This window comes from Gemmatimonadaceae bacterium (assembly GCA_036003045.1).
Taxonomy (GTDB): domain Bacteria; phylum Gemmatimonadota; class Gemmatimonadetes; order Gemmatimonadales; family Gemmatimonadaceae; genus JAQBQB01.
The window spans coordinates 55685-79128 of the sequence record DASYSS010000027.1 but is presented as its reverse complement, the minus strand read 5'-3'; the positions used below and the strand labels follow the sequence as shown (position 1 = coordinate 79128).

The window sequence follows — 23444 nt, the reverse complement described above, 5'->3', positions numbered from 1 at the left end:
TCCCGGCTCACGGGTTGCCGCTCGAGCGCGAGCCGCCGACCGTCGACGGCATCTGCGCTGCGCGGTGGATCGCCTGCCGAATGCGGAGATACGTCGCGCACCGGCAGATGTTGCCGTTCATCGCCGCGTCGATGTCCGCGTCTGTCGGATTGGGCTTGCTCGTGAGCAGCGCCGCCGCCGACATCAGCTGGCCGGCCTGGCAGTATCCGCACTGCGGCACGTCGAGCTCCTCCCACGCGCGCTGGAGCGGATGCGTGCCGTCGGGCGAGAGGCCTTCGATCGTCGTGACCTCGGTGCCGGACACCGTGGACGCGCGTCGCTGACAGGATCGGATCGGCGTGCCGTTCACCTGCACGGTGCACGCGCCGCACTGCGCGACGCCGCAGCCGAACTTCGTGCCCTTGAGATCGAGGACGTCACGCAACACCCACAAGAGGGGCATGTCGTCCGGAACGTCGACCGACGTCGGCTTGCCGTTGACCTTGAAGGAGATGGCCATGGAGTCAGGCTCCTCGCTGTGTTGTATGCATTCTGCGGTCACCGGTCTCTGGTCTCCGTCACCCGAACAACCCCGGGGGACCTGTGACCGGTGACCGGTGACCGAACTACACCGTTGTCACAGGCGGAACCCGCAACGCCTCGCCCGCCAACGCATCTACAACCGGCGTCGACGCTCTCGGCCGGTCGAAATCACCTTCCCAACGTGCCATCACGACCGTCGCCAAGCAATTGCCGATCACGTTGAGTGACGTGCGCGCCATGTCCATCAACGCGTCGACTCCAAGGATGACCGCGACGGCCTGAAGGGGCAAGCCGAATTGCGAAAGCGCTCCCGACAATATGACGAGTGCCGCCCGCGGCACCGCCGCCACACCTTTGCTGGTCAGCATCAGCGTGAGCATCATGACGAGCTGCTGGGAGATCGGCATGTCGATCCCCGCCGCCTGCGCCGCGAACACCGATGCGAGCGACAGATAGAGCGTGCTGCCGTCCAGGTTGAACGAGTAGCCCGTCGGCAGCACGAACGCGACGATGCGCCGGGGCACTCCCAGCTGCTCCATGCGTTCCATGGCGAGCGGGAAAGCCGCCTCCGACGACGCCGTCGTGAAGGCGATCAGCCACGGCTCGCGAACGGCTCGCACGAACCGACCCAGCGGGACGCGGAAGATCAGCGCCACCGGCAGCAGGACGAACAGCGCGAAGACGACGAGCGATCCGTACAGTGTCCCAACCAGGATCCCGAGGTTCCGCAGAACGCCCAAGCCGCTCTTCGAGACCGTGACGGCGATCGCCGCCCCGATACCGATCGGCGCGTACACCATCACGATGTTGACGAACTGGAACATCACGTCGGACAGGCTCTCGCACGCCGCGAGCATGAACGACTTGCTGCTCTGGTTCGGAACGCGAGACAATGCCACGGCGAAAATGATCGCGAAGAAGACGATCTGGAGCACCTGGTTCTGCGCCGCGGCCTCGAAGAAGCTTTGCGGCACCGTGTGCTCGATGACTCCCGTGAGCGTGGTGTGCGTCGCCGCGAACTCGGCGCCTTCCTTGGCCGACGCGGCGCCGAGATCCACGCCCCGCCCCGGCTTGATGACGTTCACGGCGATGAGGCCGACCGCCAACGCCATCGTCGTGATGATCTCGAAGTAGACGATCGAGCGCAGTGCCAGCCGCCCGACGCGCTTCATATCGTCGCCGTGCCCGGCGATCCCGACGACGAGCGTCGCGAACAGCAGCGGGACGATCAGCGACTTGATCATCCGCAGGAAGACGGACGACAGGACGTTCAGGTCGGACGCGGCCCACCCGTGATGAACGTCGCGGGCGGAGTCCGGAAACAACCAACCGACCAGGATCCCGACGACCATCGAGACGATGATCCACTGCGACAGCGAGATCCGTCGCAAGAACGACTTCGGCGCGCCGTTCTTGCGCGCCGACGTGGCCGATGGTGCGGTGTACTCGTGCATCATGCCCCCCTGTGCTTCGAGCTGCTACTGCTCACCAAAGTTGGTTTCTCGTATTCTGCGGGCACTACTGGTGACGACCAAAATTCAACGCAGATGCCGCAGACTGTGAAATCGATCCCGCAGACAAAAACCGTTTCCCCGAGGTTTCGATTACAAACCAACCCGCGCTCTTAGGTGTTCATTTGCGGGATTGCTTTTCAATCTGCCTCATCTGCGTTCCCATTTTTTCGCCCGACCCAGTGGCCCGCCAATCGAAAGAACCTGGGCTGCCCGACCGGCCCCGGTGGCCCGCTAACGAACGGCTACGCGCGCCTCGCCGGCACAACCGGTCCCGTCCCCCGTCGCAGCGTGGAGTGCGCGTACCCGTACGCGAAATACAACACGAGCCCGATCACGAGCCACCAGCCGAATCGCACCCACGCCAGGCCGGGCAATCCTCGCATCACGAATACGCAAAGTCCCGCGCCAACCAGGCCAACGAAGTGCACGAACGGCACGCGGAAGGGCCGGTGTCGGTCCGGATCGGTGTATCGTAGAACGATGACGCCGATGCTCACCAGCGCGAACGCGAACAACGTTCCGATGTTGGTGAGGTCGTAGGTCTCGCCGGCGTCGCCGATCAGCGACCACAGGGCGACAAAGACGCCCGTCACGATCGTCGTCATGTACGGCACGTGCGATTTGCCGCTCACGCTCGCCGCCCACTTAGGGAGCAAGCCGTCGCGTGCCATCGCGAAGAAAATGCGCGGCTGGCCGTATTGGAAGACGAGCAGCACCGCGGCCATCGAGAAGATGGCGCCGAGCGAGACGATCTTGGCGATGCTCGTCATCCCGGTCGCCTTGAGCGCGTACGCCAGCGGGTCGGCGGCGGCTCCGAGGTCCTTCGAGGGCACCATGCCGGTGAGCACGGCGCCGATGATGATGTAGATGACCGTACAGATGGCGAGACCGCCCAGGATGCCGATCGGCAGGTTCCGCTGCGGATTCTTCGTCTCCTCGGCCGCCGTGGAGATCGCGTCGAAACCGATGTACGCGAAGAACACGATCGCGGCGCCCTGATGGATCCCGCGGAATCCGTTCGGTGCGAAGGGATGGTAGTTCGCCTGGTTGATGTGGCCGAGCCCCATCACGATGAACAGCGCCAGCACGATCAGCTTCACGGCCACCATGATGTTGTTCGCGCGTGCGCTTTCACGCACGCCGAGCAAAAGGAGCCACGTGATCAACATGACGATCGCGAACGCCGGCACGTTGATGAGGACGGGAATGCTTCCGATGTGCGGTGCGGACTGCAGCAGCCCGTGCACTTTCGGATCGGAGCTCAGCAGCGCGGTGCGGTAGCCCGTCGTCAGCCAATCCGGTATGTGAATCCAGTCGCCGACGAGCGACTTGAAGTAGTCACCCCAGGAGATGGCCACCGCGACATTGCCGACCGCGTACTCCAGGATCAGATCCCACCCGATGATCCATGCCACCAGTTCGCCGAGCGTGGCGTACGAGTACGCGTACGCGCTTCCGGCCTGCGGGATCATCGCCGCCAACTCGGCGTAACAGAGCCCCGCCAGCGCGCAGCATGCGCCGAGGAGGAGGAACGACAGAACGAGGGCGGGTCCCGCGCCGACGCGGATGATTTCGCCGTTCGGCCCGATCTGGCCCGCCGCGGCGGACCCGATCGAACCAAAGATGCCGGCGCCGATGACGGCGCCGATGGCCAACATGATCAGATCGCCGGCCCCCAACGCGCGCTTGAGCGCGTTGGGGTTGTCTCCCTCGCTGATCAGCTCAGATATCGGCTTCCGCGAGAAGAGAGTCGGCATGTCGTCTCCGCTAGCGCGCGACCGGAGCGCCGCTTTCGATGCGCATCCCGTAGAACGAGCGGTACACGAACGCCGCCGAGACCACGAAGAACACCGCCGCGAGCAGGTGGCTCAGCGCCGGCCCGCGTTGCGCGGTGAGGGACACCGCCAGCTCGACGGCGAGCAGACCGAACAACGTCGTGAACTTGATGATCGGGTTGAGCGCGACCGACGACGTGTCCTTGAACGGATCGCCCACCGTGTCGCCGACGACCGTCGCGGCGTGGAGCGGCGTGCCTTTCTGCTTGAGCTCCACCTCGACGATCTTCTTCGCGTTGTCCCACGCGCCGCCGGCGTTCGCCATGAAGATCGCCTGGTACAGCCCGAACAGCGCGATCGACACGAGGTACCCGATGAAGAAGAACGGCTCGTAGAACGCGAAGGCGAGCGTCGCGAAGAACACGGTCAGGAAGATGTTGAACATGCCGGCCTGCGCGTACTTCGTGCAGATCTCGACGACCTTCTTCGAGTCTTCGACGGAGGCCGCCGCGGTGCTCTCGAGGTTCATGTTCGCCTTGATGAACTCGACCGCGCGGTACGCGCCCGTCGTCACGGCCTGGATCGACGCGCCGGTAAACCAGTAGATGATCGCGCCGCCCGTGATCAACCCGAGCAGGAACGGCGGGTGCAGCAGCGACAGCTTGTCGATGTTGGCGGTGAGCCCGTTCGTGAGCCCCACGATGATCGAGAAGATCATCGTCGTCGCGCCGACGACCGCCGTGCCGATGAGCACCGGCTTGGCCGTCGCCTTGAACGTGTTGCCGGCGCCGTCGTTCTCCTCGAGGAAGTGCTTCGCGCGCTCGAAGTTCACCGCGAACCCATAGTCCTTCTGGACCTCGGCCGCCGCGCCCGGGAGTTGCTCGATCTGCGACAGCTCGAACACCGACTGTGCGTTGTCCGTGACCGGGCCATACGAGTCGACCGCGATGGTCACCGGCCCCATGCCGAGGAAGCCGAACGCCACGAGACCGAAGGCGAACACGGCCGGGGCGACCATGAGCGGCCCGAGCGCCGCCGCGCCGATCAAGTACGCGATCGTCATCAAGATCATGATCGTCATGCCGAGCCAGTACGCGCTGAAATTGCCGGCGACGAGGCCCGACAAGATGTTGAGCGACGGGCCGCCCTCGCGCGACGACGTCACGACTTCCTTCGTATGACGGGAATCGACCGAGGTAAAGACCTTCACGAACTCGGGGATGATCGCGCCGGCGAGCGTGCCGCAGGTGATGATCGCCGACAACTTCCACCACAACGTGCCGTCGCCGAGATCCGGAATGATCAGCTTGGAGACAATGAAGGTCAGCACCACCGAGACGATCGACGTCAGCCAGACGAGGAACGTGAGGGGCGCTTCGAAGTTCATGCGGTCGGCGTTGGCGTACCGGGCCCGCGCGATCGCGGCGTTGATGAGGTACGACGCGCCGCTCGCCACGATCATCATGATGCGCATGACGAAGATCCAGACGAGCAGCTGGACCTGCACCCGCGGCTCCTTCACTGCCAGCACGATGAACGTGATCAGCGCGACGCCCGTCACGCCGTACGTCTCGAAGCCATCGGCGCTCGGGCCGACCGAGTCGCCCGCGTTGTCGCCCGTGCAGTCGGCGATCACGCCCGGGTTGCGCGCGTCGTCCTCCTTCACGTTGAACACGATCTTCATCAGGTCGGCGCCGATGTCGGCGATCTTCGTGAAGATGCCGCCGGCGATTCGAAGCGCCGCCGCGCCGAGCGATTCACCGATCGCGAAACCAATGAAGCAGGGTCCTGCGTACTCACCTGGAATAAACAGCAGGATGATGAGCATCATCACCAATTCGACGGAAATGAGCAGCATGCCGATGCTCATGCCGGCCGACAGCGGAATCGCGTAGCAGGGATACGGCTTGCCGCGCAGCGCCGCGAACGACGTGCGGGAATTCGCGAACGTGTTCACCCGGATGCCGAACCAAGCGACGCCGTAGCTCCCGGCGATGCCGATGAGGCTGAACACCAGGATGACGGCGACTTTGTCGACCGAGAAATGCTGGAGCACGCCGAAGTACAGCGCGATGACGATCCCGATGAAGAACTCGAGGATCAGGATGAACTTGCCCTGCGTGATCAGGTACGTCTTGCACGTCTCGTAGATCAACTCGGAGACGGCCCGCATCGACTTGTGCACGGCCATGTTCTTGAGCCGCGTGTAAATCGCCAGGCCGAACAACATTCCGAGCACGCAAACGACGAGGCCGCCCAGTAGCAGGGATCCTCCGCGCATGCCAAGGAACGTCACCGAGTTCAGGTCCGGAATGATGAGGTTCGCTTCGCCACCAGCGGGGGCTTGGGTGGGGGCGGGGGCGGCCTGCTGCAATAGCGCGTTGACCGTCAGGTTCATTAGTTGGGAATGTCGAGTGGGAGTCCGAAAGCCTTCACGACCGAAGACCCTCGCGGCTGCGCCGGGGGGCAGAAAAAAAGCCCATGTAACTCATCATGGGCCCTGCACTTCAGCTAGATCCGATTAATGATAGACCGGGGCGTCCAGCTTAGCTAGGACGAAGCGGGCGGTGCTTCCGGTGTTCGGTCTTTCCCGGTGTCCGGTGTTTCCCGGTGACCGGTGGCCGGTCACCGCCCTTTAGAAATCGTACACGATCTGCGCCTTCATCCGGATCGGCGTGCCGTCGGGCTTCGTGCCAGGACGGAACTTGAACGCGCGGAGCACCTCGTCGAGCCGTTTGTTGTACCCACCGTCGCGCGTCGGCGTGAACTTGAAGTCCAGCACTTTGCCGGTGGAATCGACGTCGTATTCGGCGATCAGGTGAAAGCCCCGAACTCTGTCGGGCATGGGGAGCGGCGGAATGAACAGCTCCGTCGGCGAGGGCGGATAATTCGCCTGCGTGCCACCGCCCGTGCCAGGGCCGTTGCCCGATCCTCGCCCGGTGCCGATTCCGGAACCATTGCCGCCGCCGGAACCAGGGCCGTTCCCTGCTGAGCCGTCCCTGCCCGTTCCACCGCCTGTGCCGGTTTGCGCCGCCGTCGAATCGGGTGCCTTGGGACCTTCGATCTTCAGCTCAGGCTGCGTCGGCTGTGTGATCTCCGGCACCTTCATCGCGACCTGCTGCACGACCGGTTTCGGTTCCGGCTTCGGTTGAGGCGGCGGCGGCACGACCGGCGGCTTGACTGGAGGCACGATAGCCGTCTTCACGACGGGCTGCTGCTGCGTCCCCGCGATCATGCGTATGTACGTGACTCGCGCGCGGTCGCCGGTCCCGCGATGCCCGCCACCGCCGCCACCCGCGGGGCCGGGGCCGCCTGCTCCCTGCGGCATCTCTTTCACGTCGGCGGTATGCAACGCGAAATCACCGACGAGCAAGAAGATGATGAGCCCGTGAATCGCCGCGGACAACACGCTCCATCCGCGCCGGTCATCGCGCGCGACCGGGAGCCGCGTCGCCGGTAACCGGCGGCGCTCGCGGTCGGGAGTCATCTTGGTCGCCTGAACAACAGGCTTCTTTCGAGTAGCGATCGGCACAGCTTCTCCGCCGGGGCGTGGCGTCCGTCGAACAGTTATACGACTAATGACCCTCGAAGGGTTCGTGCCACCCCTGAAAAGAGACGCGGGCGGAGCCGGATGGCCCCGCCCGCGACTTTGGTCCCTTGGGTCTGCTACTTCTTCGCCGCCGGAGCCGCCGCGCCGGGCGCGCTACCTGGCGTGTCCTTCGGCGGAATACCGATGACCTTCACACCGGCGCCGCGTGCAACGTCCATCGCGTCGATGATGTCGGCGTATTTCACGCCGGGAACACCTTTGACGAAAATGATCTTTTCCGGACGCGGATCGTAGATCCCCTTCAACTCAGCCGGAAGCTCCGCACGCGACACCTGCTTCGTGTTGATCGCGTACTTCCCACCCGGGCTCACCTCGAGCACGATCTGGTCGGACTTCTGGTTCGCCGGCTGCACCGTCGGATTCGGATCGGGCAGTTGAATGTCGATCGCCTTTCTCATGGACGGCAACACGGCCATGAAGATGATCAACAGCACGAGGAGCACGTCGATCATCGGCGTGACGTTCGGCTCGTTGGACAGGGAACCGCCGGTCGAGCCGCCGCCACCACCACCTGGAGTCATCGACATTACTTGGCTCCTCCCGGCGGAGCCGCGGCACCGGGGGCACCAGGCGCCGGCGTCGGATTCTTGGTGTCACCGGCGACCGTCGAGACCGTGCCCGGCTTCTGATCACTGATCAGACCCGTAACGGTCACGCCGTTGTGCATGGCGATGTCGAGCGCGTCGAGCACCTTGGAATAGTCCAGGTTCTTGTCCGCCTTGAGGTACATGATCTTATCGTCGCGCGGCGTATCGACGTAGATGTGCTTCAACGCCGCGGCGACGTCTTCCTTGTGGATCGGTTTCTTGTTCAGGTAGTAGTTCCCATCCTTGTCGATGCCCAGCACCTGATCGGTCTGGTCGTCTTCCGGATGATCCCTGATGTTCTGGGCCTGGGGAGGGTCGGCGTTGAAGCCCGCCAACAGTGCCGGCGTGACCACCATGAAGATGATCAGCAGCACGAGCATGACGTCCACCATCGGCGTCACGTTCGGCGTGGACTGTACGCCGGCGCCGCCCCCACCCGTTGACATTGCCATTCGAGTCGCCTCCGCGGTGGGTTGGGCTTACTGCGAGATCGGGCCGCCGCTCGACGCGGCGTTGAACTCACGCGTGAAGCGCGACCGGCCGAACTCGCCCGACACGCCCTTGATGAGGTAGTCGATCATTTCCTTCGACACGTACGTCATCTCGGCCGTGAGGTTGTCGATCTTCGTCGTGAAGTAGTTGTAGGCCCACACGGCGGGGATCGCGACCAACAGACCAAACGCTGTCGTAATAAGCGCTTCGGCGATACCACCGCCGATCGCCGCGAGACCGCCGGATCCGGAGGCGGCCATGCCCGTGAACGAGTTCACGACGCCCATGGTGGTGCCGAGCAGCCCGACGAACGGCGCCGTCGCACCGACGGTGGCGAGCACCGCGAGGCCGCGCTTCAGGTTCGTGATCTCGAGAAGCATGTTGCGCTCGACCGCGCGCTCCGCCGAGTTGATGTCGGCGACGGTGACCGACCCGTCGGCGATGAGGGGCTTCACTTCACCCAGCGCGCCGCCGAGGACGATGGCGACGTGCGACTTCTTGTAGCTCTCCGCGAGGCGGATCGCTTCGGTGAGGTTGTCTTCCTCGAGGAACTGCGAGAACTCGGGCGCGAACTTGATCGTTTCCTTCTGGGCCTTTCTGAGATTCCACCACTTCGAGACCATGACCGTCAGCGAGTAGATGGACATCACCGCCATGACGACCACGATGCCCTTGGCGAAGTTGCCCATCTGGTGCCATAGGCCGAGCAATGAGAAATCCATAATCTTCGAGTCTCCGACTCAGTGAAGTGGTGAGGATCTACTTGGTCAAGTTGAACTGGAACGGCATCTGCACGAGCTGCCGGACCTTCTTTCCGCCGACTTCCGCGGGGTAGAACTTCATGTTCGGGAGGGCGGTCTTCACCGCCTGCGTGAACATGTCGTGCGTCGACTTGAGGATGTGGAACTGGCTCATGTCGGCCCGGCCGGTCGTGTCGACCACGAACTGCGCCAGCACTTCGCCCTCGACGTTCGCCGAGCGAAGCATGTCGGGATAGCGCGGCGCCTGGTTGTTCGGATACGGCGTGACCTGCTTCTCGACCTGGAACTCGAAGTACGTCTGGTTGTCGTTCACCGGGGTCGGTGTTCCCCCGACGACGCCCTTGGCGAAGCCACCGGCGACGCCCTTGCCCGAAAAGTCCGACTCGTCGGTCACTGCCTTTTTCATGTCGATCTGCGGCAGGACGTCGGGGATCTTGATCGGGGCCGTCAGCACCTGGAAGCCCTTCGGCGGAGGCGCCTTCATGATGACCTCCGGCGGCGGCTTCACTTCTTCCTTGGGCGGCGGCGGCTCGTCCTTTTTCACAGTGACGAACTCGACCTTCTCCGCCTTCGGCTTTTCGAGAGCGTTGCCCACGCTGTACGTCGCGTAGACGGCGGCCGAAATGAGAACCGAGTGGATGACGAAGCTCCACAGGAACCCGCCGGCGCGCTTTTGCTTCGCTGCCTGCGACTCGATGAGATTATCGAACATGTCTCGTTGGCCTGATTGGGTACGAGGTAACCCGCGGGACGTTCGGTGGCTTAACCTACGCCCCCTCCGTTACGGGGGAATGCTGCCAACATTAAAAGTTGGTGAAGGCATGTAGCAAATTTCGTGTCGGTCTCGGCGTGAACCACCGATTCATCCCTCGGCAGGTTCCACCGCCGGCTCGGGCTCTCTCGCCGCAGCCTCGGGGGCGTTGGCGGGCGGCTGCGCGACGATCGGCAAAACGATCGTGAAAATCGAGCCGCGCCCGAGGCGCGACTGCACCGTGATCGTCCCCTCGTGCGCCTGCACGATCCACTGCGCGATCGCGAGCCCCAGACCGAATCCGCCGCGCTCCGAGTGACGCGACCGTGCGCGGTCGGCGCGCCAGAAGCGGTCGAAAACGTGCGGCAACTCGTTCGCCGCGATGCCGATTCCGGTGTCGCGAACCGCAATGGCGATCTCATCTTCGCCGCGGCGCGTCGCCGAGAGCTCCACGTGCCCGCCGCGCGGCGTGTACTTGATCGCGTTCGTGACGACGTTGAGCAGCAATTGGCGCAGGCGCGTTCGGTCGCCCATCACCACGCCGTTCTCGAGCGCCGTGAGCTTCAGCGAAAGCCCCGCGTCCTCGCCGAGGATGACCGCCGTCTCGTAGATCTCTTTGAGCAGCGGCTCCATCTCGATCGGCGTGCGATGGATGTCGAATCGTCCCTCGTCGGCGCGCGCCAGCGTGAGGAGGCTGTTCACCAAGTCCGACATCCGCGCCGTTTCCTGAAGCGCCTCCTCGAGCGCGACCATCCGGTCGCCGCGGCTGGTCGCCGGGTGCATCGCACGCTCGACGTCCGCGCGAAGAACGGTGAGCGGCGTCTTCAGCTCGTGGCTCGCGTCGGCCGTGAACCGGCGCAGCGCGCCGAACGACGTCTCGAGGCGCGACAACATGGCGTTCACCGTGAGACTCAGGCGCGCCAGCTCGTCGTTGCTCGTGTCCGCGGGAAGCCGGCGGTGAAGACTGCGTCCGTCGGTGATGGCCTCGACCTCGTTGATCAGGTCGTCCACCGGCCTGAACGATCTACCGACGACGAGGTACGCGACCCCCATCGACACGAGGAAGATGATCGGCGCGAGCATGAGCATCGTGCCGACGAGCAGCTGTGTGGGAACGTCGTTGCCAGTGAGCGGCATCGCCGCGATGACGCGCGAGAAGTTGGGCCCCGCCGCGGTCGCGCCTCTCTCCACCGCCAACAGGCGAAGCGAGTCGCCGCGCACGCTCACCAGCAGATACGTGCTCTCGTCCGTCAGCCGCAGTGCGGCCCTGAGGAACTGGGTCTGGTCGTCGCTCGACAAGAGCCGCATGAGCGTCGACGTGTACAGCTGCTTGCCGGCGGGGTCGAGCACCATGAAGTAGCCCGGCAGCGGGTCGAGCAGATCGCCGAGCTCCTTGGTGCCCTTCGTCTGCGGCGAATTCTTGTCCGCGCTGTCGATGTACGTGAGCTTCGGATGCAGCCGTTGGCCGGTCTGGAGCGTCAGCACGACGCTGTCCGCGACGTGAAACGCGTTCGTCGCGACGGTGGCCTGCGTGGCGCTCTTCGATTGGCCGACGAACAGCGCGACGACGAAGGTGATCATCGTCGCCAGCAGCAGCATGGCGTACGAAACGGTGAGCCTTGCCCGTGTCGACATCATGGCTCAGCGCTCCTTCGGATCCCCCACTGGCCCGCGACCGGCGGCGGGTGTGCGGGTGTGCGACCCTCGGCCGGTCGCCTCGCGCCGCTCCTCTCGCTTCTCTTCACGACGCCCGTCCGATTTCTCGTCTTTGATCATATAGCCGACGCCGCGCACGGTGGTGATCAGGCGATTGCCGTGCTTGGCATCGACCTTCTTTCGAAGGTGGTTGATGACCACGTCGACGATGTTCGTGCCCGGATCAAAATGGTATCCCCAGGCGTACTCAGTGATCAGCGTTCGGCTCATGACGCGACCGGAGTGTCGCATCAGGTATTCGAGAACCGTGAACTCCTTGGGCGTCAGCTCGATCAGCTCGCCGGCGCGGCGCACCTCGCGCGTCGCCTGGTCGAGCACGAGATCGGCGACGACGAGCGTCGGTGACGCGAGCGCGCGCGGCCGGCGCGCCAGGGCTTCGACGCGCGCCAGCAGCTCCTCGAACGCGAACGGCTTGGTGACGTAGTCGTCGGCGCCCGCTCTCAGCGCGGTGACCTTGGCGTCCACCGCGTCCTGCGCGGTGAGCACGAGCACCGGACGCTCGAACCCTCGCGCGCGGAGCGTGTGCAGCAGATCGAGGCCGGATTTTCCCGGCAGGCGCATGTCGAGGACGACGAGGTCGTAGGCTTCCGAGCCGGCGCGCCGCTCCCCTTCCTCGCCGTCAGTGACGAGATCGACGGACCAGCGCTGCTCCTCGAGCCCCCGCTTCACGTACTGCCCGACGGTCGGATCGTCCTCGATGACGAGGATTCGCATCGGGAAAAACTACAGCAGGGACCGGCTCGAAGGCGAACTGCACCTCACTTAAAGGCGATCTCTGAGGACTCGAACTCTCTAGTCGTCAGCGACAGCGTCAGCGTCAGGTAACTGCGCTTTGGGACTGTCGCTGGCGCTAACGCCTGTCGCCTACAGTCTCCGTCCCGCGCGGTTCACGCGTTTAGTGCGCGCCGCGCCTTTAGCCTTTCTTGGGACGAGCCAGGCCGTACTCGCGGATCTTCCTGTACAGCGTCTTGGACGAGATGCCGAGCGTCTTCGCCGCCCGGCCCTGGTGCCAGTTCGACTGCGACAGGACCGCCTCGATGTGATGTCGCTCGAGCTCGGCCAGGGTCACCTGAGAGCCGACCGAGGCGCGAGGCGCGGAATTGGGGGACGAGAGCGGAAGGTCCTGCGCGCGAATCTCGGTGTGATCGTCGCTCGAGAGCAGAGCGACCCGTTCCATCGCGTTGCGCAGCTCCCGCACGTTCCCGGGCCACGGGTACGCCTGCATCAGCGCGATCGCGTCGGGCGTCAACGTCGGCGCGGACGATCCGGCGAGCTGCGTGAGGAAGTGCTGCGCGAGTAGCGGGATGTCCACCGTTCGCTCGCGCAGCGGCGGGAGCGCGACAGTGACCGCGTTGACGCGGCACAGGAGATCGTCGCGGAACCGGCCGTCTTCGACCGCTTGCGCGAGGTCGTGGTTGCTCGACGTCACCAGCCGCGCGCTCACTTCGACCTTCTGCGTGCCGCCCACACGGAAGAAGCTCCCGTGCTCCAACGTGCGCGCGAGCTTCGACTGGAGCTTGGTGCTGAGCATTCCGATGTCGCCGATGAACAGCGTGCCGCCGGCCGCGAGCTCGATGAGCCCCGCCTTCCTCGTCACCGCGCCGCTGAACGCGCCGCGCTCGTGGCCGAACAACTCGATGTCGAGCACGCCCTCGGCGAGGAGCGAGCTGTCCGCTTCGACGATCGGTCCGGTGCGTCCCGACAAACGGTGGATCGCGCGCGCGAGAAGACGTTTGCCCGTCCCCGACTCGCCGGTGATGAGCACCGGTGAGTCCGTGGTCGCGATCCGCTCGAGCAGCGCCAGCACGGCGTGCATCGGCGCGTACTGCGTCACGACTTCGGGCGTCGAGTCCACGCGCGACAGGCGAGCCTGGAGATAGCGGTTTTCACGCGCGAGCTGGTGCTTCTCCCACGCGCGGCGCACGAGCACGTCGATCTCCGCCATGCGATACGGCTTCGCGAGATAGTCGTACGCGCCGAGTTTCATCGCGGTGATCGCCGTCTCGACGGTGCCATTCCCGGTGATCACGATGACCTCGGGCGGCTCCGGCTCGGAACGCAGTTGGCGCAGCACTTCGAGTCCGTCCACTTCGGGCATCACGATGTCGACGATCGCGACGTCGTACGCCTCGTCGCGGAGCGCCTGGAGCGCCGCCTTGCCGTCGCCGACGCACACGACTTGATGCCCGCGGCTGCGCAGAAAGGTGCACAGAATCTGCGCGAGATTCTCCTCGTCCTCGGCGACGAGTACGCGAATGCCGCGGCTCGGCTGCGCTTCGGCCGACGCGCCCCCCCGTTCGAGACTCGGGCGCTCGGGAGTCGTGCTGCTCGTCATTTGTCGCTCGCCGGCAAGAGAATACGGAACACGCTGCCTTCACCCACCGTGCTGTCGACCTCGATGCGGCCGCCGTGCTCCGTGACGATCGCGTAGCAGATCGAAAGACCGAGTCCCATTCCGCGGCTCGGGCCCTTCGTCGTAAAAAACGGCTCGAAGATCTTGGACCGATCCGCGCTGCGGATGCCCTCGCCGCGGTCGATCACCTCGGCGACCGTCGTCGCGCCTCCGGCGTCGGACCGCGTGCGCAGCGAGATCACGCCCTTGTCTTCCATGGCGTCGAGCGCGTTGAGCAGCAGCGCCAGGAACACCTGGACGAGCTGCTCCTCGTTGGCGTGCACGGGGCGAATCGTCGAGTCGGCCTCGACGCCCAGCGCCACTCGGCGGAAGCGCGGGTGGTGCTTCACGAGACGCAGCGTCTTCTCGATCACCGCGTTCACGTCGACGATCGCCTTGGTCGTCGGCTTGGGCCGGCTGAAGTCGAGCAGCCCGTCGATGATGCCTTTGCAGCGACGGACTTCTTGTTGGATCAGCGACAGCGACTCCTTGGTCTCCGCTCCCCCCCGCTGCACGACCACCGTTCCTTCATCCATCGCCAGCGAGAGCGTTTCGGCGCATGCGCCGATCGTCGCCAACGGATTGTTGATCTCGTGCATGACGCCCGCGGCGAGCGTTCCGATCGCGGCGAGCTTTTCCGCCTGCGCGAAACGCTGCTCCGCGCGGCGCCAGTCGGTGATGTCTTCGCCGATCGTGATGACGTGCGAGACGTCCCTGTTGTCGAGGTGCATCGGGATCTTGGTGATCCGGTACGCGCGCGGCTCGCCGAACGCGCTCGACTCGATCGGAAACTGCTGCATCTCCCCCGACTCGAACACACGCTCGAATTCGCCCCGCAGCACCTCGGCCGGCTGGCGGTGCAGGATCTCGAAGATCGTGCGGCCGATCGCCTCTTCGCGCGACACGCCCTGCAGCCCGATCTCGCGCTTCCGGTTCCACGCCTGGATGCGGTACGAGCGGTCGATCACGTAGATGCCGACCGGCAGCGAATCGATGATCTTCTCGGTGAACCGGCGTTGGTCCTCGATCTCGCGCGTGCGGGCCGCGACCTCCGACTCCAGTCGGTGCGCGTACTCCGCGTCGCGAAGGGCCGGTGCGAGAAGGTCCGCTATCGCCGAAACGAAGATCGCGTCTTCGCCCGAGAGCTCGCGCCCGGGCCGCACCGTGAGCGCTCCGAGCTCCTGCCGTCCGGCGATGAGGCGCGCTGAGACGAAGCCGTCGTCGGCGTGCTCGCCCCCGCGCTCGAGCTGTTCCGCGACGGCCTCGGCGGTCGTCGGATCCTGCGCGACCGACCACGCGCGGCGAAGCCCATCGAGTCCTCGCAGCCAAAGCGTCGCGTGGGTGCCGTCGAGTTGCGTCGCGACGGACGACAAGACCCCCGGGACTACCGCGCCGACGCTATCGCCGGTCGCGATGGCGGTCGCGATTTCGGCGAGGGCGGTAAGTGTGCGGGGAACAGGAACTGAGAGTCGGCGCTTGGCGCGCGAACGCGCACTGGGAGCCGACGAACTCGGAGTCGGAGAGGATGACGATGGGGACACAGCGTCGCAGCGGTCTCGGGATGCAGGGACAAGATGACCGATCGCACTGGTTAGACGCGCACCCATCCGACGCGCAACGCACGTCGAAAACTTGATTCACTACCCCGCGGCGACCCTCGAAAAAGAGGCTCGACCGCGTCTCAAACGATCGAGCCTAACACACTATTTGACAGCAGTTAGCTTGTCGATGTGCTCCAGTAGCTCCGCGTCCATCCGGCGGTCGCTCGGGTTGTGCTCGACGTGCTCCCAGCGAATGGTCCCGCTCGCGTCGAGCAGAAAGTAGGCGCGGTTCGAGAAGTACTTCTCCTCGAGCAGCACTCCATAGAGACGCGACACGTCGCGGCGGAAGTCGCTCAACATGTGGACCTGAAAGCCGTGCTTGTGGCGGTATTCCTTGAGCGTCGGCGTCGAGTCGACGCTGATCGGAAGAACGGTCACGCCGCGGAGCGCGAACTGGTCGTGATCGTCGCGCATTTCACAGAACTCGGCCGTGCACGTGCTGGTGAACGCGAGGGGGAAGAACGCGATGAGAACTGGCGTGCCGCGAAGCGCCGAGAGTGTGACCTTGTCCCCGGTCGTGGAGGTCAGCGTGAAGTCGGGCGCTTCTTGGCCGACGGCGGGAACGGCGCGAGATTCGACAGCAGTCATGGATCGAAGAATGTGGGAGCGTTGATGTGACGCCTTTGGATCGAGCGAAATCTATGAGCCCCGGGTCGAACCCCATGCGTCGTGCGCCGACGCTTTGTTCGCTGTTGCTCGCCGGAACCCTCGCGGCGTGCGGCGGCGGATCGAGTCCCGCGGCCTCTGCGACGACGGTGCCCCAGCCGATCGCGGGCGATGTGGAGCGCACGACGTTCGCGCCCGCGCTCAACGTGCACCTCGACCAGATGGTCAAGCGCGCGTCCGGGCTCTACGTACAGGATCTCACGATGGGCACCGGCACGTTCGCCTCGCGCGGACGGACGGCGGTTTTGCGCTACACCGGATGGCGCGCCGACGGCAAGCAGTTCGACGACGGCGAGATCACGATGACGCTCGGTAAGGCGCAGACGATCGCCGCGTGGGAAGAAGGAGTGCTCGGGATGCGCGTCGGGGGAAAACGGCGACTCGTCGTACCGCCGAACCTCGGCTACGGCGCGCGCGGTGCTGGCAACGATATTCCCCCGAACACGGTGCTCGTGTTCGACATGACGCTGACGTCGATTTATTGAACGAGCCTTCGCGTCAAGTCGCGCGAAGCCGAGCCAGGTGCTTCTTGAGCGCGGCTACGGTGGCGGCGATCGCGACGACCCAGATCATGAACGCCGCGATTCCGAAGGCGATTCGGCCGGGCAGCTCAGTATTCGCCGAACGATAGGCGGTGAACGGCAGCGCAATCGTCGTGGTGAAGTGCCGCTCTCCCCTGCCGAACGCAATCCACGTCGCCATCGCGGCCATCGTGACGACGATGCCCAGCCCGGCCGCGGATTGAATGAATCGAGCGATCGGCGACGCGCTCGCCGGCAGCGAGCCGTCGGGGTTCGTACCGCCGGCGGCGGCGTCGGCGAACAGCAGCACGGCGGCAAGCAGGAAGGTCGAACCCGCGGCGACTCCCATCCAAACGGGAACACCGTCGGAGCGGTGAAAGGGGCCGACGCCCACCGAGCCGAGGACGGGGCCGATCCCGCACGCCAGGCACACGACGCCGATCGTGAGGGCGCTTCGTCGAGTGAGTTGAGTCTGAGCGGGCATTGCCGGTTTCCCGAAGTTGGTCATCACGAATGACGAGCGGTCGAGCCCGCGCGAAATAGACTCGCGCCGAATCAGATGGCACACTGGCTGCCCGCGTGAGACTCCGTGCGCGCGCAGCCCGCGATGGAATCGCGACGAGCATGCTCATGAAGAAGATGAAAATGGCGAACGCGGCCGCCGCGTTCTCGGTGTTGATGGTTTTCTTGTCGGCTACTGCTCGGGCGCAGCGCGGCTCGTCGGGTCAGCCCGGAGGCCCCGGCGCGCCGCCGCTCCCCGGCGCGACCATCGGGCCAATGGGTCCGCGACCGCCTGGGGCGCAACCGACGACGTTCAGCGCACCGGCAACGTCGCCACAGCCTCAGCCCCGCAACTCTTCGCCAAGTATCCCGACGCCGCTCAATCCGACGCCGAGAACGATGCCGTCACCAGGGCCGACCGTTTCGCCGCCGCCGCAAATTCCTGCGCCGAGCAATCCCGTGCCGATGAACTCACCCCAATCGGTGTCGCCTAACGCTGGCGTTGCTCCGATCACTGCCTCGGACACGCCCGGAGAATCGGTGTCGGCGGCTCAGCGGACGCCTCCGATTCGGTTCATACCGGACACTGGCCGCGGTTTCACTGACGTCGGTGACAGCGCTCGTCGCACGAGCGACAGCAGCCGCGTGGGAACGGCGGGCGGCACATACGCGCAAAGCGAATACTCGGGCGCGTACAGCTACAACTGGAACTGGGTGGGGCTGGTCGGCTTGCTCGGCCTGTTCGGCTTGCGCGGAATGCGAACGCGGCAGGCCGGTCGCATCGAGGAGGACGACGATGCCGAGGCGGATGCGACGACGCGAGCCCGTCATGAGTGAGCCAACCAACTGCGCGACATGAAGGCGGTGAACGTCTAGGGAGCTTGACGTCCACGACGTGAAGCTGGCAGGCGGAAATTCGGCTTCAATCCGTCTCAGCCAGAACATCGGCCCCGGAACCGGTCGCTGGCTGGCCGCACTTGTAGCAGTCCAGCCGCTTGATGGTCGCGACGCCGCGCGCGTTGCTCTGTTCGACGAGCACCACTTTGCACGACGGGCAGAGGTAGTCCGTCGTCCCAACAAACGCCTCGTGCGTGACCCTAAGCGGCCCGCCGAGTGCCCGCGGCGCGGTCGGTGTGTGCGAAGCCTGGCTCCACGAGAGGGGGCGGAGTTCGCGCGTGTCGCTCATGGCTCCGGCACTTTTTTAGAGGAGTTTCGGCCATTCCACGTCGCATTGACGTTACAGCCGATCTCGTAACTACATGGAGCGTACCGGGATCGAACCGGTGACCTCCTGGTTGCAAACCAGGCGCTCTCCCAGCTGAGCTAACGCCCCTCGGCCTTGCATATGATTCGTAGATTTGAATCTAGCAGCAAATCTAGACGACCGAGGAAACGCTCCAGTGACTGATACCGCTCATAACGCGCAGACCGAGACGGCGCGGCACATGACCGTCCGTTGCCAGTTCTGCGAGACGTGGAACCGCGTCGACGCGGCGCGCGCGCCGGACCGACCGAAGTGTGGCAAGTGCGGCAAGCCGATTCTCCTCGACCGGCCGATCGCGCTCAACGACGACACGTTCGCGCGCACGATCGCCGAGAGCGAGGTGCCGGTGCTGGTCGACTTCTACGCCGACTGGTGCGGCCCGTGCAAAATGATGGCGCCCTTCATCGACGAGATCGCGCGCGAGCGACAAGGGTCGGTACTCGTCGCGAAGCTCGACACCGATCGCGCGCAGCAGACGTCGATGGCGTTCAACATCCGCGGCATCCCGACGTCGATCGTCTTTCGCGGCGGCAAAGAAGCGGCGCGGCACACCGGCGCGATGCAAAAGCGCGGATTGGAAGAACTCGTCGATCGGGCGTGACTAACCCGAGCCTCGAGGACGAGCCCCGAACGAGAGCCTCGAGCTAAAGCAAAACGGCGCGAGGCGAATCGCGCCGTTGTTGCTCATTGCTGACGCTCCAAGCTGCCGCTCGAGGCTGCCGTTCCTATCGAGGACTCAAACCCGCTCTGTCACTCGTGCGCCGGCAGCGGCTCCATCGTTTCGGGGTCGACCGGGACCTGGACTTCGTCGCGATACGGCGACGTCGAGAGCGTGACGCGAATGCGCGGGAAGCCGCTCACGAACGTCGTGTAGCACCAGCCCCACGCGCCGAGGTAGAGCGCCAGCACGCCGATCTCCCAGATGCTGAACGGAACCGTGGGGACGACGCCGTAGCCCGATGGGTACACCTCGATGTATCGCATCAGCCACATGCCGACGAGACTGCACACCGCGAACAGCGCGAGCGTGGGCTTGTAGACCTTCGCCGCGCGCGAGAGCAACCCGAAGAACGGCGCGAAAAAGACGAGCAGCACCGACGACACCGTCACCCACTTCCACGGCTGAATGAGCCGCAAGTGTGGGAAGAAAGTCTCCTCTCCCATGTTGCCGTACCAAATCACCAGGTACTGGCCGAACGTCAGGTAGCCCCAGAACGCGGTGAACGCGAAACAGAGCTTACCGATGTCGTGGTAGTGGACCTCCTGGATGAGTCCATCGGCGGTGCCCAGGCGCTTGTCCCACGCCATCACGAGCAGCGCGAACATCGTGAGCGCGCACAGCCACGCGCCCATGAAGAACCACCAGCTGTAGAGGGTGCTCTGGAAGTGGAGCGAGAGACCCATCGACAGATCCCACGACAGCACGGACCAGCCGAGCGCGAACGCGAGCACCGAGAAGACGGCGAGCTTGCCCTGCAGCGAGTGGGTCGAGTGGATCTCGCGCCGCTCGTTGCCGAACCCGTTGCGCATGCGCGCGCGCAGGTTGGCCGCCCACTTCGCGCCCCACTCCGGCACGCGCCCCACGTCGAGGCGCACCGACGTGTAGACGTACCAAAGGCCGAGCAGCGTCATGATCGCGAAGATCACGAGGTCGCGCGAAATGAGGAAACCCGGATTGAAGTAGAGCGCCTTTTCCGGTCCCGGATACGCCTCGTGCGTCCAGGGGAAGACGTAGTTCTTCCCGCCGATGAACGTGATCAGCAGAAAGAGGAACGCGACGGGCATGAAGGCCACGTACGCCTCCATGAATCGAATCACGTGGCGCGACCAGCGAGCCGTCGTGATCCGCTGGACGGCGACGATCGTCATCCCACCGCTCGTCAAACCGGCGAAGAACAGCCAGTTCGTGTGCCAGGCGCGCCACACGCGATCGGGCGCCATGAACAGGCCCACGATGAACACGATGAGCCCGACGCCGAAGAGCACTTTGACCGCCGTATTGATCCACGACGGCAGCTCGCGATTCGTCGCCGCGAGGACCTCGGAGCCGGACCACTCGCGCGGCGGATGAATGGCGCTCATCGCGAACCCTCCGGCTTCTTCGTCGAATCCGCCGGCGCCGCGGCGCGCGCGGTGTCGGTCACGGGCCTCGCCGCGTTCGTCGCCTTCCAGAACGGAACGGGACGCGTCGGTCCCATCCGCGAAGCGCCGGGCACGAGAGGTCCGGTCTCGCCGGGGCGTCCGTGCATCGTGTCCGGGGCGAACCCTGGCAACTTGTTCTGAATCGAGCGCAGATAGTTGACGATGTCCCAGCGGTCCATCTCTTCGATGCGGTTGTACGTCGGCATCATACCGCGACCGTTGCGGATCATGCCGAAGATGTAGCCGTCGGTGTACTTGTCGGCCGCGGCGGTTCCCGCGCCGATTGGAATCGGCGGCATGCCGTACTTCGTCGCCGGTCCGTTGCCCATGCCGAGCGGACCGTGGCACGGCGCGCAGTTGATCTGGAACTGGATGCGTCCGCGATTCACCGACGCCGAGTCGGGCCGCGTCGGATTTGGAATCCCCGCCATCGCCGTGATGTCCGCCGGCAGATTCTCGCGGGCGTACTGGAAGCCCGGCGCCGAGCTTCCATAGATGGACACCGAGTACTGCGGATTGCCGCGCGGAGGGATCGAGTCGTTCGACGACTCCCACGGGTCGATCTTGGGCTGCTGTCGGAAATCGGTGAACCACGAGCAACCCGTGAGGGCGACCGCGAGAACCACCGTGCCGGCGCGCCGAGCGAAACCGACATTATCGCTCACGACGCACCTCCTCGGCCCCGTGCTTTTTGAGAATTCCCATGACGGCGTCGGCGCGATCCGGGTCGGTCACGACCCAAACGCCGAAGTGTCCGCCGCTGAAGCGCGCGTCGTAGCCGACCGTCGTCGTCAGCCTGGGCACGTGCGCGAAGGCGAACATCGCGAAGGCCGTCGCCAGTCCGCCGATCAGCACCATGACCTCGAACCCGAGAATGGTGAACGGCACCCACGTCGCGATGGCTTTGCCGCCGACGACGATCGGCCAGTAGTCCGAGATCCACACCGCGATCCAGTAGCCGAACGTCACGCCGGCCAAGCCGAACAACAACGTCACGAGCCGCACCTTGCTGGGCGGATGCTTCATGACGTGGTCGAACTCGTGGCGCGGCGTCGGGGTGAAAACCGTGATATCGCCGAACCGCTGATCCTTCAGATCTTCAATGGCGTGAAGCGCCGAGTCGATCTCGTGGAATGCTCCGAGGACGCCTTGCATCAGTGCTCCGCTCCCATCTCGTCGGGGTGCACGAACGGCATCGCCAGATCGCGGTCGGGATCGCCGTGCGGGAAAGCCTTTCTGATGCGCGGTGGAATCACTTCCTTGATCTCCGACATCGCCATCACGGGGAGCTGCTTGACGAACAGCAGGAACCACATGAAGAACCAACCGAAGCTGCCCAGCAGGATGCTGTAATCGACGAACGTCGGATGGTAGGTGCCCCACTGCCACGGCTCGAACTCATGCGAGAGCGACGGCACGACGATCACGAACCGTTCGAACCACATGCCGAGGTTGATGGTGAGCGAGAGCATGAAGAGCCAGCTCGGATTGCGCCGCAGCTTCTGCGAGAAGAGCGAGAGCGGCAGCACCATGTTGCAGATGAGCATGATCCAGGCGGCCCACGCCCACTGGCCGAACACCCGGTTCCAGAAGTAGTCCTGCTCGAACCGGTTGCCGCTCATCCACGCGACCTGGAACTCGGTGAGGTACGCGAGTCCCACGACCATCGACGTGAAGAGACAGAGCTTCGCGGCGGCGTCGAGGTCGTTCAGCGTGATGTAGTGCTCGAGCTTGAACGCCTTGCGCAGGGGAATGGCGATGGTGAACACCATGCCGATGCCTGAGAAAATGGCGCCGGCGACGAAGTACGGCGGGAAGATCGTCGCGTGCCAACCGGGCGAGAGCGCCATGGCGAAATCGAACGACACGACCGAGTGCACCGAGAGCACGAGCGGCGTGGCGAACGCGGCGAGGAAGAGGTACGCGCGCGTGAAGTGACGCCACTCGCGATCCGAGTTCCGCCATCCCAGCGAAAGCATCGCGAGAATCGACTTCCGCAACGGATTCTTTTCCCGGTCGCGCAGAATCGCGATGTCGGGGATCAGCCCGATGTAGAGGAAGGTGCTCGAGATCGTGAGGTATGTGAGGATCGCGAAGACGTCCCACACCAGCGGGCTCTTTGGATTCGGCCAGATGAGCCGCCAGTTCGGGTACGCGATCAGCCAGAAGAATTTCCACGGGCGCCCGAGGTGCAGAATCGGGAAGAGTCCGGCGGTCATGACCGCGAACACCGTCATCGCTTCGGACACCCGGTAGATGCTGGTGCGGAAGCCGGCGCGGAACAGATACAAGATCGCCGAGATCAGCGTGCCCGCGTGGCCGATACCGACCCAGAACACGAAGGTGATGATGTACACGCCCCACATCACCGGCGGCTGATAGCCCGCGGCGCCCAGGCCTTCGTGGATCTGATACGTCCACGTCAGCGCGCCGATCAGCATGCAGAGGATCGCGACGCCGAGGAGCGCGAACCAGCCGAGTGTCGGCCGGAGCGTTCCCGAAATCTCGCGATCGACCTGCTCGTAATCCCGCACGGCCGGGAATCGGACGCCCGCCGACGGAATGTTCGGCCTCGGTCCGCCCGGGCGGGCGGGATCCTGATAACCCTGAACGGTCGTAGCCATGCCGC

24 protein-coding genes and 1 tRNA gene are annotated in these 23444 nt (G+C 64.8%); 3 read left to right on the top strand and 22 right to left on the bottom strand.

The genetic code is table 11. The annotated features are described in order from the left end of the window. Positions 1-7 precede the first annotated feature (7 nt). The 14 genes from VGQ44_05880 to VGQ44_05815 all read right to left on the bottom strand — a co-directional run bounded on the left by VGQ44_05880 (position 8) and on the right by VGQ44_05815 (position 16309). Complete coding sequence (locus VGQ44_05880) at positions 8-499, bottom strand: (2Fe-2S)-binding protein (protein ID HEV8446325.1); 492 nt, start codon at positions 497-499, stop codon at positions 8-10. Between the two features lie 106 nt (positions 500-605). Continuing rightward, entirely contained in the window at positions 606-1979 is a 1374-nt protein-coding gene (locus VGQ44_05875) for a dicarboxylate/amino acid:cation symporter (GenBank protein HEV8446324.1), read from the bottom strand. Positions 1980-2278: 299 nt separating this feature from the next. Then, the gene (locus VGQ44_05870; protein ID HEV8446323.1) at positions 2279-3793 is read right to left on the bottom strand and encodes an amino acid permease; all 1515 of its coding nucleotides are present in this window, start codon (positions 3791-3793) and stop codon (positions 2279-2281) included. A gap of 10 nt (positions 3794-3803) precedes the next feature. After that, positions 3804-6209 carry a sodium-translocating pyrophosphatase gene (locus tag VGQ44_05865; protein HEV8446322.1) on the bottom strand — a complete coding sequence of 802 codons (2406 nt, stop codon included), beginning with the start codon at positions 6207-6209 and terminating at the stop codon, positions 3804-3806. A gap of 237 nt (positions 6210-6446) precedes the next feature. Next, complete coding sequence (locus tag VGQ44_05860; GenBank protein HEV8446321.1) at positions 6447-7298, bottom strand: hypothetical protein; 852 nt, start codon at positions 7296-7298, stop codon at positions 6447-6449. 179 nt (positions 7299-7477) lie between these two features. Beyond that, a complete protein-coding gene (locus VGQ44_05855; GenBank protein ID HEV8446320.1) occupies positions 7478-7948 on the bottom strand; it encodes a biopolymer transporter ExbD in 471 nt (156 codons plus the stop codon). Then, positions 7948-8460 carry a biopolymer transporter ExbD gene (locus tag VGQ44_05850; GenBank protein HEV8446319.1) on the bottom strand — a complete coding sequence of 171 codons (513 nt, stop codon included), beginning with the start codon at positions 8458-8460 and terminating at the stop codon, positions 7948-7950. The genes VGQ44_05855 and VGQ44_05850 overlap by 1 nt, the downstream gene beginning before the upstream one ends. 27 nt (positions 8461-8487) lie before the next feature. Next, positions 8488-9222, bottom strand: coding sequence for a MotA/TolQ/ExbB proton channel family protein (locus tag VGQ44_05845; GenBank protein ID HEV8446318.1), 735 nt, complete (start codon positions 9220-9222; stop codon positions 8488-8490). 37 nt (positions 9223-9259) lie between these two features. After that, positions 9260-9973: an energy transducer TonB gene (locus tag VGQ44_05840; protein HEV8446317.1), complete on the bottom strand. Its 714-nt coding sequence runs from the start codon at positions 9971-9973 to the stop codon at positions 9260-9262. 150 nt (positions 9974-10123) lie between these two features. After that, entirely contained in the window at positions 10124-11650 is a 1527-nt protein-coding gene (locus VGQ44_05835) for a HAMP domain-containing sensor histidine kinase (protein HEV8446316.1), read from the bottom strand. Positions 11651-11653: 3 nt separating this feature from the next. Then, a complete protein-coding gene (locus VGQ44_05830; GenBank protein HEV8446315.1) occupies positions 11654-12442 on the bottom strand; it encodes a response regulator transcription factor in 789 nt (262 codons plus the stop codon). Between the two features lie 199 nt (positions 12443-12641). Next, the gene (locus VGQ44_05825) at positions 12642-14063 is read right to left on the bottom strand and encodes a sigma-54 dependent transcriptional regulator (GenBank protein ID HEV8446314.1); all 1422 of its coding nucleotides are present in this window, start codon (positions 14061-14063) and stop codon (positions 12642-12644) included. Next, positions 14060-15493: an ATP-binding protein gene (locus tag VGQ44_05820; protein ID HEV8446313.1), complete on the bottom strand. Its 1434-nt coding sequence runs from the start codon at positions 15491-15493 to the stop codon at positions 14060-14062. The genes VGQ44_05825 and VGQ44_05820 overlap by 4 nt, the downstream gene beginning before the upstream one ends. A gap of 330 nt (positions 15494-15823) precedes the next feature. After that, entirely contained in the window at positions 15824-16309 is a 486-nt protein-coding gene (locus VGQ44_05815; protein ID HEV8446312.1) for a redoxin domain-containing protein, read from the bottom strand. Positions 16310-16383: 74 nt separating this feature from the next. Here VGQ44_05815 and VGQ44_05810 point away from each other — a divergent pair, with 74 nt between their 5' ends. Further along, positions 16384-16872: an FKBP-type peptidyl-prolyl cis-trans isomerase gene (locus VGQ44_05810; protein ID HEV8446311.1), complete on the top strand. Its 489-nt coding sequence runs from the start codon at positions 16384-16386 to the stop codon at positions 16870-16872. 13 nt (positions 16873-16885) lie between these two features. Here VGQ44_05810 and VGQ44_05805 read toward each other — a convergent pair whose 3' ends face one another. Both VGQ44_05805 and VGQ44_05800 read right to left on the bottom strand, forming a co-directional pair. After that, positions 16886-17392, bottom strand: coding sequence for a hypothetical protein (locus VGQ44_05805; protein HEV8446310.1), 507 nt, complete (start codon positions 17390-17392; stop codon positions 16886-16888). A 358-nt stretch (positions 17393-17750) separates the two neighbouring features. Continuing rightward, positions 17751-17936, bottom strand: a complete 186-nt coding sequence (locus VGQ44_05800) for a hypothetical protein (protein ID HEV8446309.1) — start codon at positions 17934-17936, stop codon at positions 17751-17753. Positions 17937-17949: 13 nt separating this feature from the next. Between VGQ44_05800 and VGQ44_05795 the strand changes: the two genes are divergently transcribed. After that, the gene (locus VGQ44_05795) at positions 17950-18246 is read left to right on the top strand and encodes a hypothetical protein (protein ID HEV8446308.1); all 297 of its coding nucleotides are present in this window, start codon (positions 17950-17952) and stop codon (positions 18244-18246) included. A gap of 85 nt (positions 18247-18331) precedes the next feature. Here VGQ44_05795 and VGQ44_05790 read toward each other — a convergent pair whose 3' ends face one another. Both VGQ44_05790 and VGQ44_05785 read right to left on the bottom strand, forming a co-directional pair. Further along, positions 18332-18595, bottom strand: coding sequence for a hypothetical protein (locus VGQ44_05790; GenBank protein ID HEV8446307.1), 264 nt, complete (start codon positions 18593-18595; stop codon positions 18332-18334). A gap of 74 nt (positions 18596-18669) precedes the next feature. Continuing rightward, a tRNA-Ala gene (locus VGQ44_05785) sits at positions 18670-18742 on the bottom strand. Between the two features lie 67 nt (positions 18743-18809). Between VGQ44_05785 and trxA the strand changes: the two genes are divergently transcribed. Beyond that, positions 18810-19274 (top strand): thioredoxin, encoded by a 465-nt coding sequence (trxA, locus tag VGQ44_05780; GenBank protein HEV8446306.1) that lies wholly within the window; start codon positions 18810-18812, stop codon positions 19272-19274. 149 nt (positions 19275-19423) lie between these two features. Here the strand turns inward: trxA and VGQ44_05775 are convergent, their stop codons facing one another. Genes VGQ44_05775 through nrfD form a run of 4 tightly spaced genes read right to left on the bottom strand, consistent with a single transcriptional unit; the run spans position 19424 to position 23439 of the window. Continuing rightward, a complete protein-coding gene (locus tag VGQ44_05775; GenBank protein ID HEV8446305.1) occupies positions 19424-20755 on the bottom strand; it encodes a hypothetical protein in 1332 nt (443 codons plus the stop codon). After that, a complete protein-coding gene (locus tag VGQ44_05770; GenBank protein ID HEV8446304.1) occupies positions 20752-21480 on the bottom strand; it encodes a cytochrome c in 729 nt (242 codons plus the stop codon). The genes VGQ44_05775 and VGQ44_05770 overlap by 4 nt, the downstream gene beginning before the upstream one ends. Next, on the bottom strand, positions 21470-21970 hold the full coding sequence (locus VGQ44_05765; GenBank protein HEV8446303.1) for a DUF3341 domain-containing protein: 501 nt from the start codon (positions 21968-21970) through the stop codon (positions 21470-21472). The genes VGQ44_05770 and VGQ44_05765 overlap by 11 nt, the downstream gene beginning before the upstream one ends. Next, a complete protein-coding gene (gene nrfD / locus VGQ44_05760; GenBank protein HEV8446302.1) occupies positions 21970-23439 on the bottom strand; it encodes an NrfD/PsrC family molybdoenzyme membrane anchor subunit in 1470 nt (489 codons plus the stop codon). The genes VGQ44_05765 and nrfD overlap by 1 nt, the downstream gene beginning before the upstream one ends. Between the last annotated feature and the right edge of the window lie 5 nt (positions 23440-23444).

What these genes read in the sequence shown, in the direction of transcription:
- VGQ44_05880 (HEV8446325.1), bottom strand. Translation starts at nt 499, where the DNA reads ATGGCCATCTCCTTCAAGGTCAACGGCAAGCCGACGTCGGTCGACGTT.
- VGQ44_05875 (HEV8446324.1), bottom strand. Translation starts at nt 1,979, where the DNA reads ATGATGCACGAGTACACCGCACCATCGGCCACGTCGGCGCGCAAGAAC.
- VGQ44_05870 (HEV8446323.1), bottom strand. Translation starts at nt 3,793, where the DNA reads ATGCCGACTCTCTTCTCGCGGAAGCCGATATCTGAGCTGATCAGCGAG.
- VGQ44_05865 (HEV8446322.1), bottom strand. Translation starts at nt 6,209, where the DNA reads ATGAACCTGACGGTCAACGCGCTATTGCAGCAGGCCGCCCCCGCCCCC.
- VGQ44_05860 (HEV8446321.1), bottom strand. Translation starts at nt 7,298, where the DNA reads ATGACTCCCGACCGCGAGCGCCGCCGGTTACCGGCGACGCGGCTCCCG.
- VGQ44_05855 (HEV8446320.1), bottom strand. Translation starts at nt 7,948, where the DNA reads ATGTCGATGACTCCAGGTGGTGGTGGCGGCGGCTCGACCGGCGGTTCC.
- VGQ44_05850 (HEV8446319.1), bottom strand. Translation starts at nt 8,460, where the DNA reads ATGGCAATGTCAACGGGTGGGGGCGGCGCCGGCGTACAGTCCACGCCG.
- VGQ44_05845 (HEV8446318.1), bottom strand. Translation starts at nt 9,222, where the DNA reads ATGGATTTCTCATTGCTCGGCCTATGGCACCAGATGGGCAACTTCGCC.
- VGQ44_05840 (HEV8446317.1), bottom strand. Translation starts at nt 9,973, where the DNA reads ATGTTCGATAATCTCATCGAGTCGCAGGCAGCGAAGCAAAAGCGCGCC.
- VGQ44_05835 (HEV8446316.1), bottom strand. Translation starts at nt 11,650, where the DNA reads ATGATGTCGACACGGGCAAGGCTCACCGTTTCGTACGCCATGCTGCTG.
- VGQ44_05830 (HEV8446315.1), bottom strand. Translation starts at nt 12,442, where the DNA reads ATGCGAATCCTCGTCATCGAGGACGATCCGACCGTCGGGCAGTACGTG.
- VGQ44_05825 (HEV8446314.1), bottom strand. Translation starts at nt 14,063, where the DNA reads ATGACGAGCAGCACGACTCCCGAGCGCCCGAGTCTCGAACGGGGGGGC.
- VGQ44_05815 (HEV8446312.1), bottom strand. Translation starts at nt 16,309, where the DNA reads ATGACTGCTGTCGAATCTCGCGCCGTTCCCGCCGTCGGCCAAGAAGCG.
- VGQ44_05810 (HEV8446311.1), top strand. Translation starts at nt 16,384, where the DNA reads ATGCGTCGTGCGCCGACGCTTTGTTCGCTGTTGCTCGCCGGAACCCTC.
- VGQ44_05805 (HEV8446310.1), bottom strand. Translation starts at nt 17,392, where the DNA reads ATGCCCGCTCAGACTCAACTCACTCGACGAAGCGCCCTCACGATCGGC.
- VGQ44_05790 (HEV8446307.1), bottom strand. Translation starts at nt 18,595, where the DNA reads ATGAGCGACACGCGCGAACTCCGCCCCCTCTCGTGGAGCCAGGCTTCG.
- VGQ44_05775 (HEV8446305.1), bottom strand. Translation starts at nt 20,755, where the DNA reads ATGAGCGCCATTCATCCGCCGCGCGAGTGGTCCGGCTCCGAGGTCCTC.
- VGQ44_05765 (HEV8446303.1), bottom strand. Translation starts at nt 21,970, where the DNA reads ATGCAAGGCGTCCTCGGAGCATTCCACGAGATCGACTCGGCGCTTCAC.
- nrfD (HEV8446302.1), bottom strand. Translation starts at nt 23,439, where the DNA reads ATGGCTACGACCGTTCAGGGTTATCAGGATCCCGCCCGCCCGGGCGGA.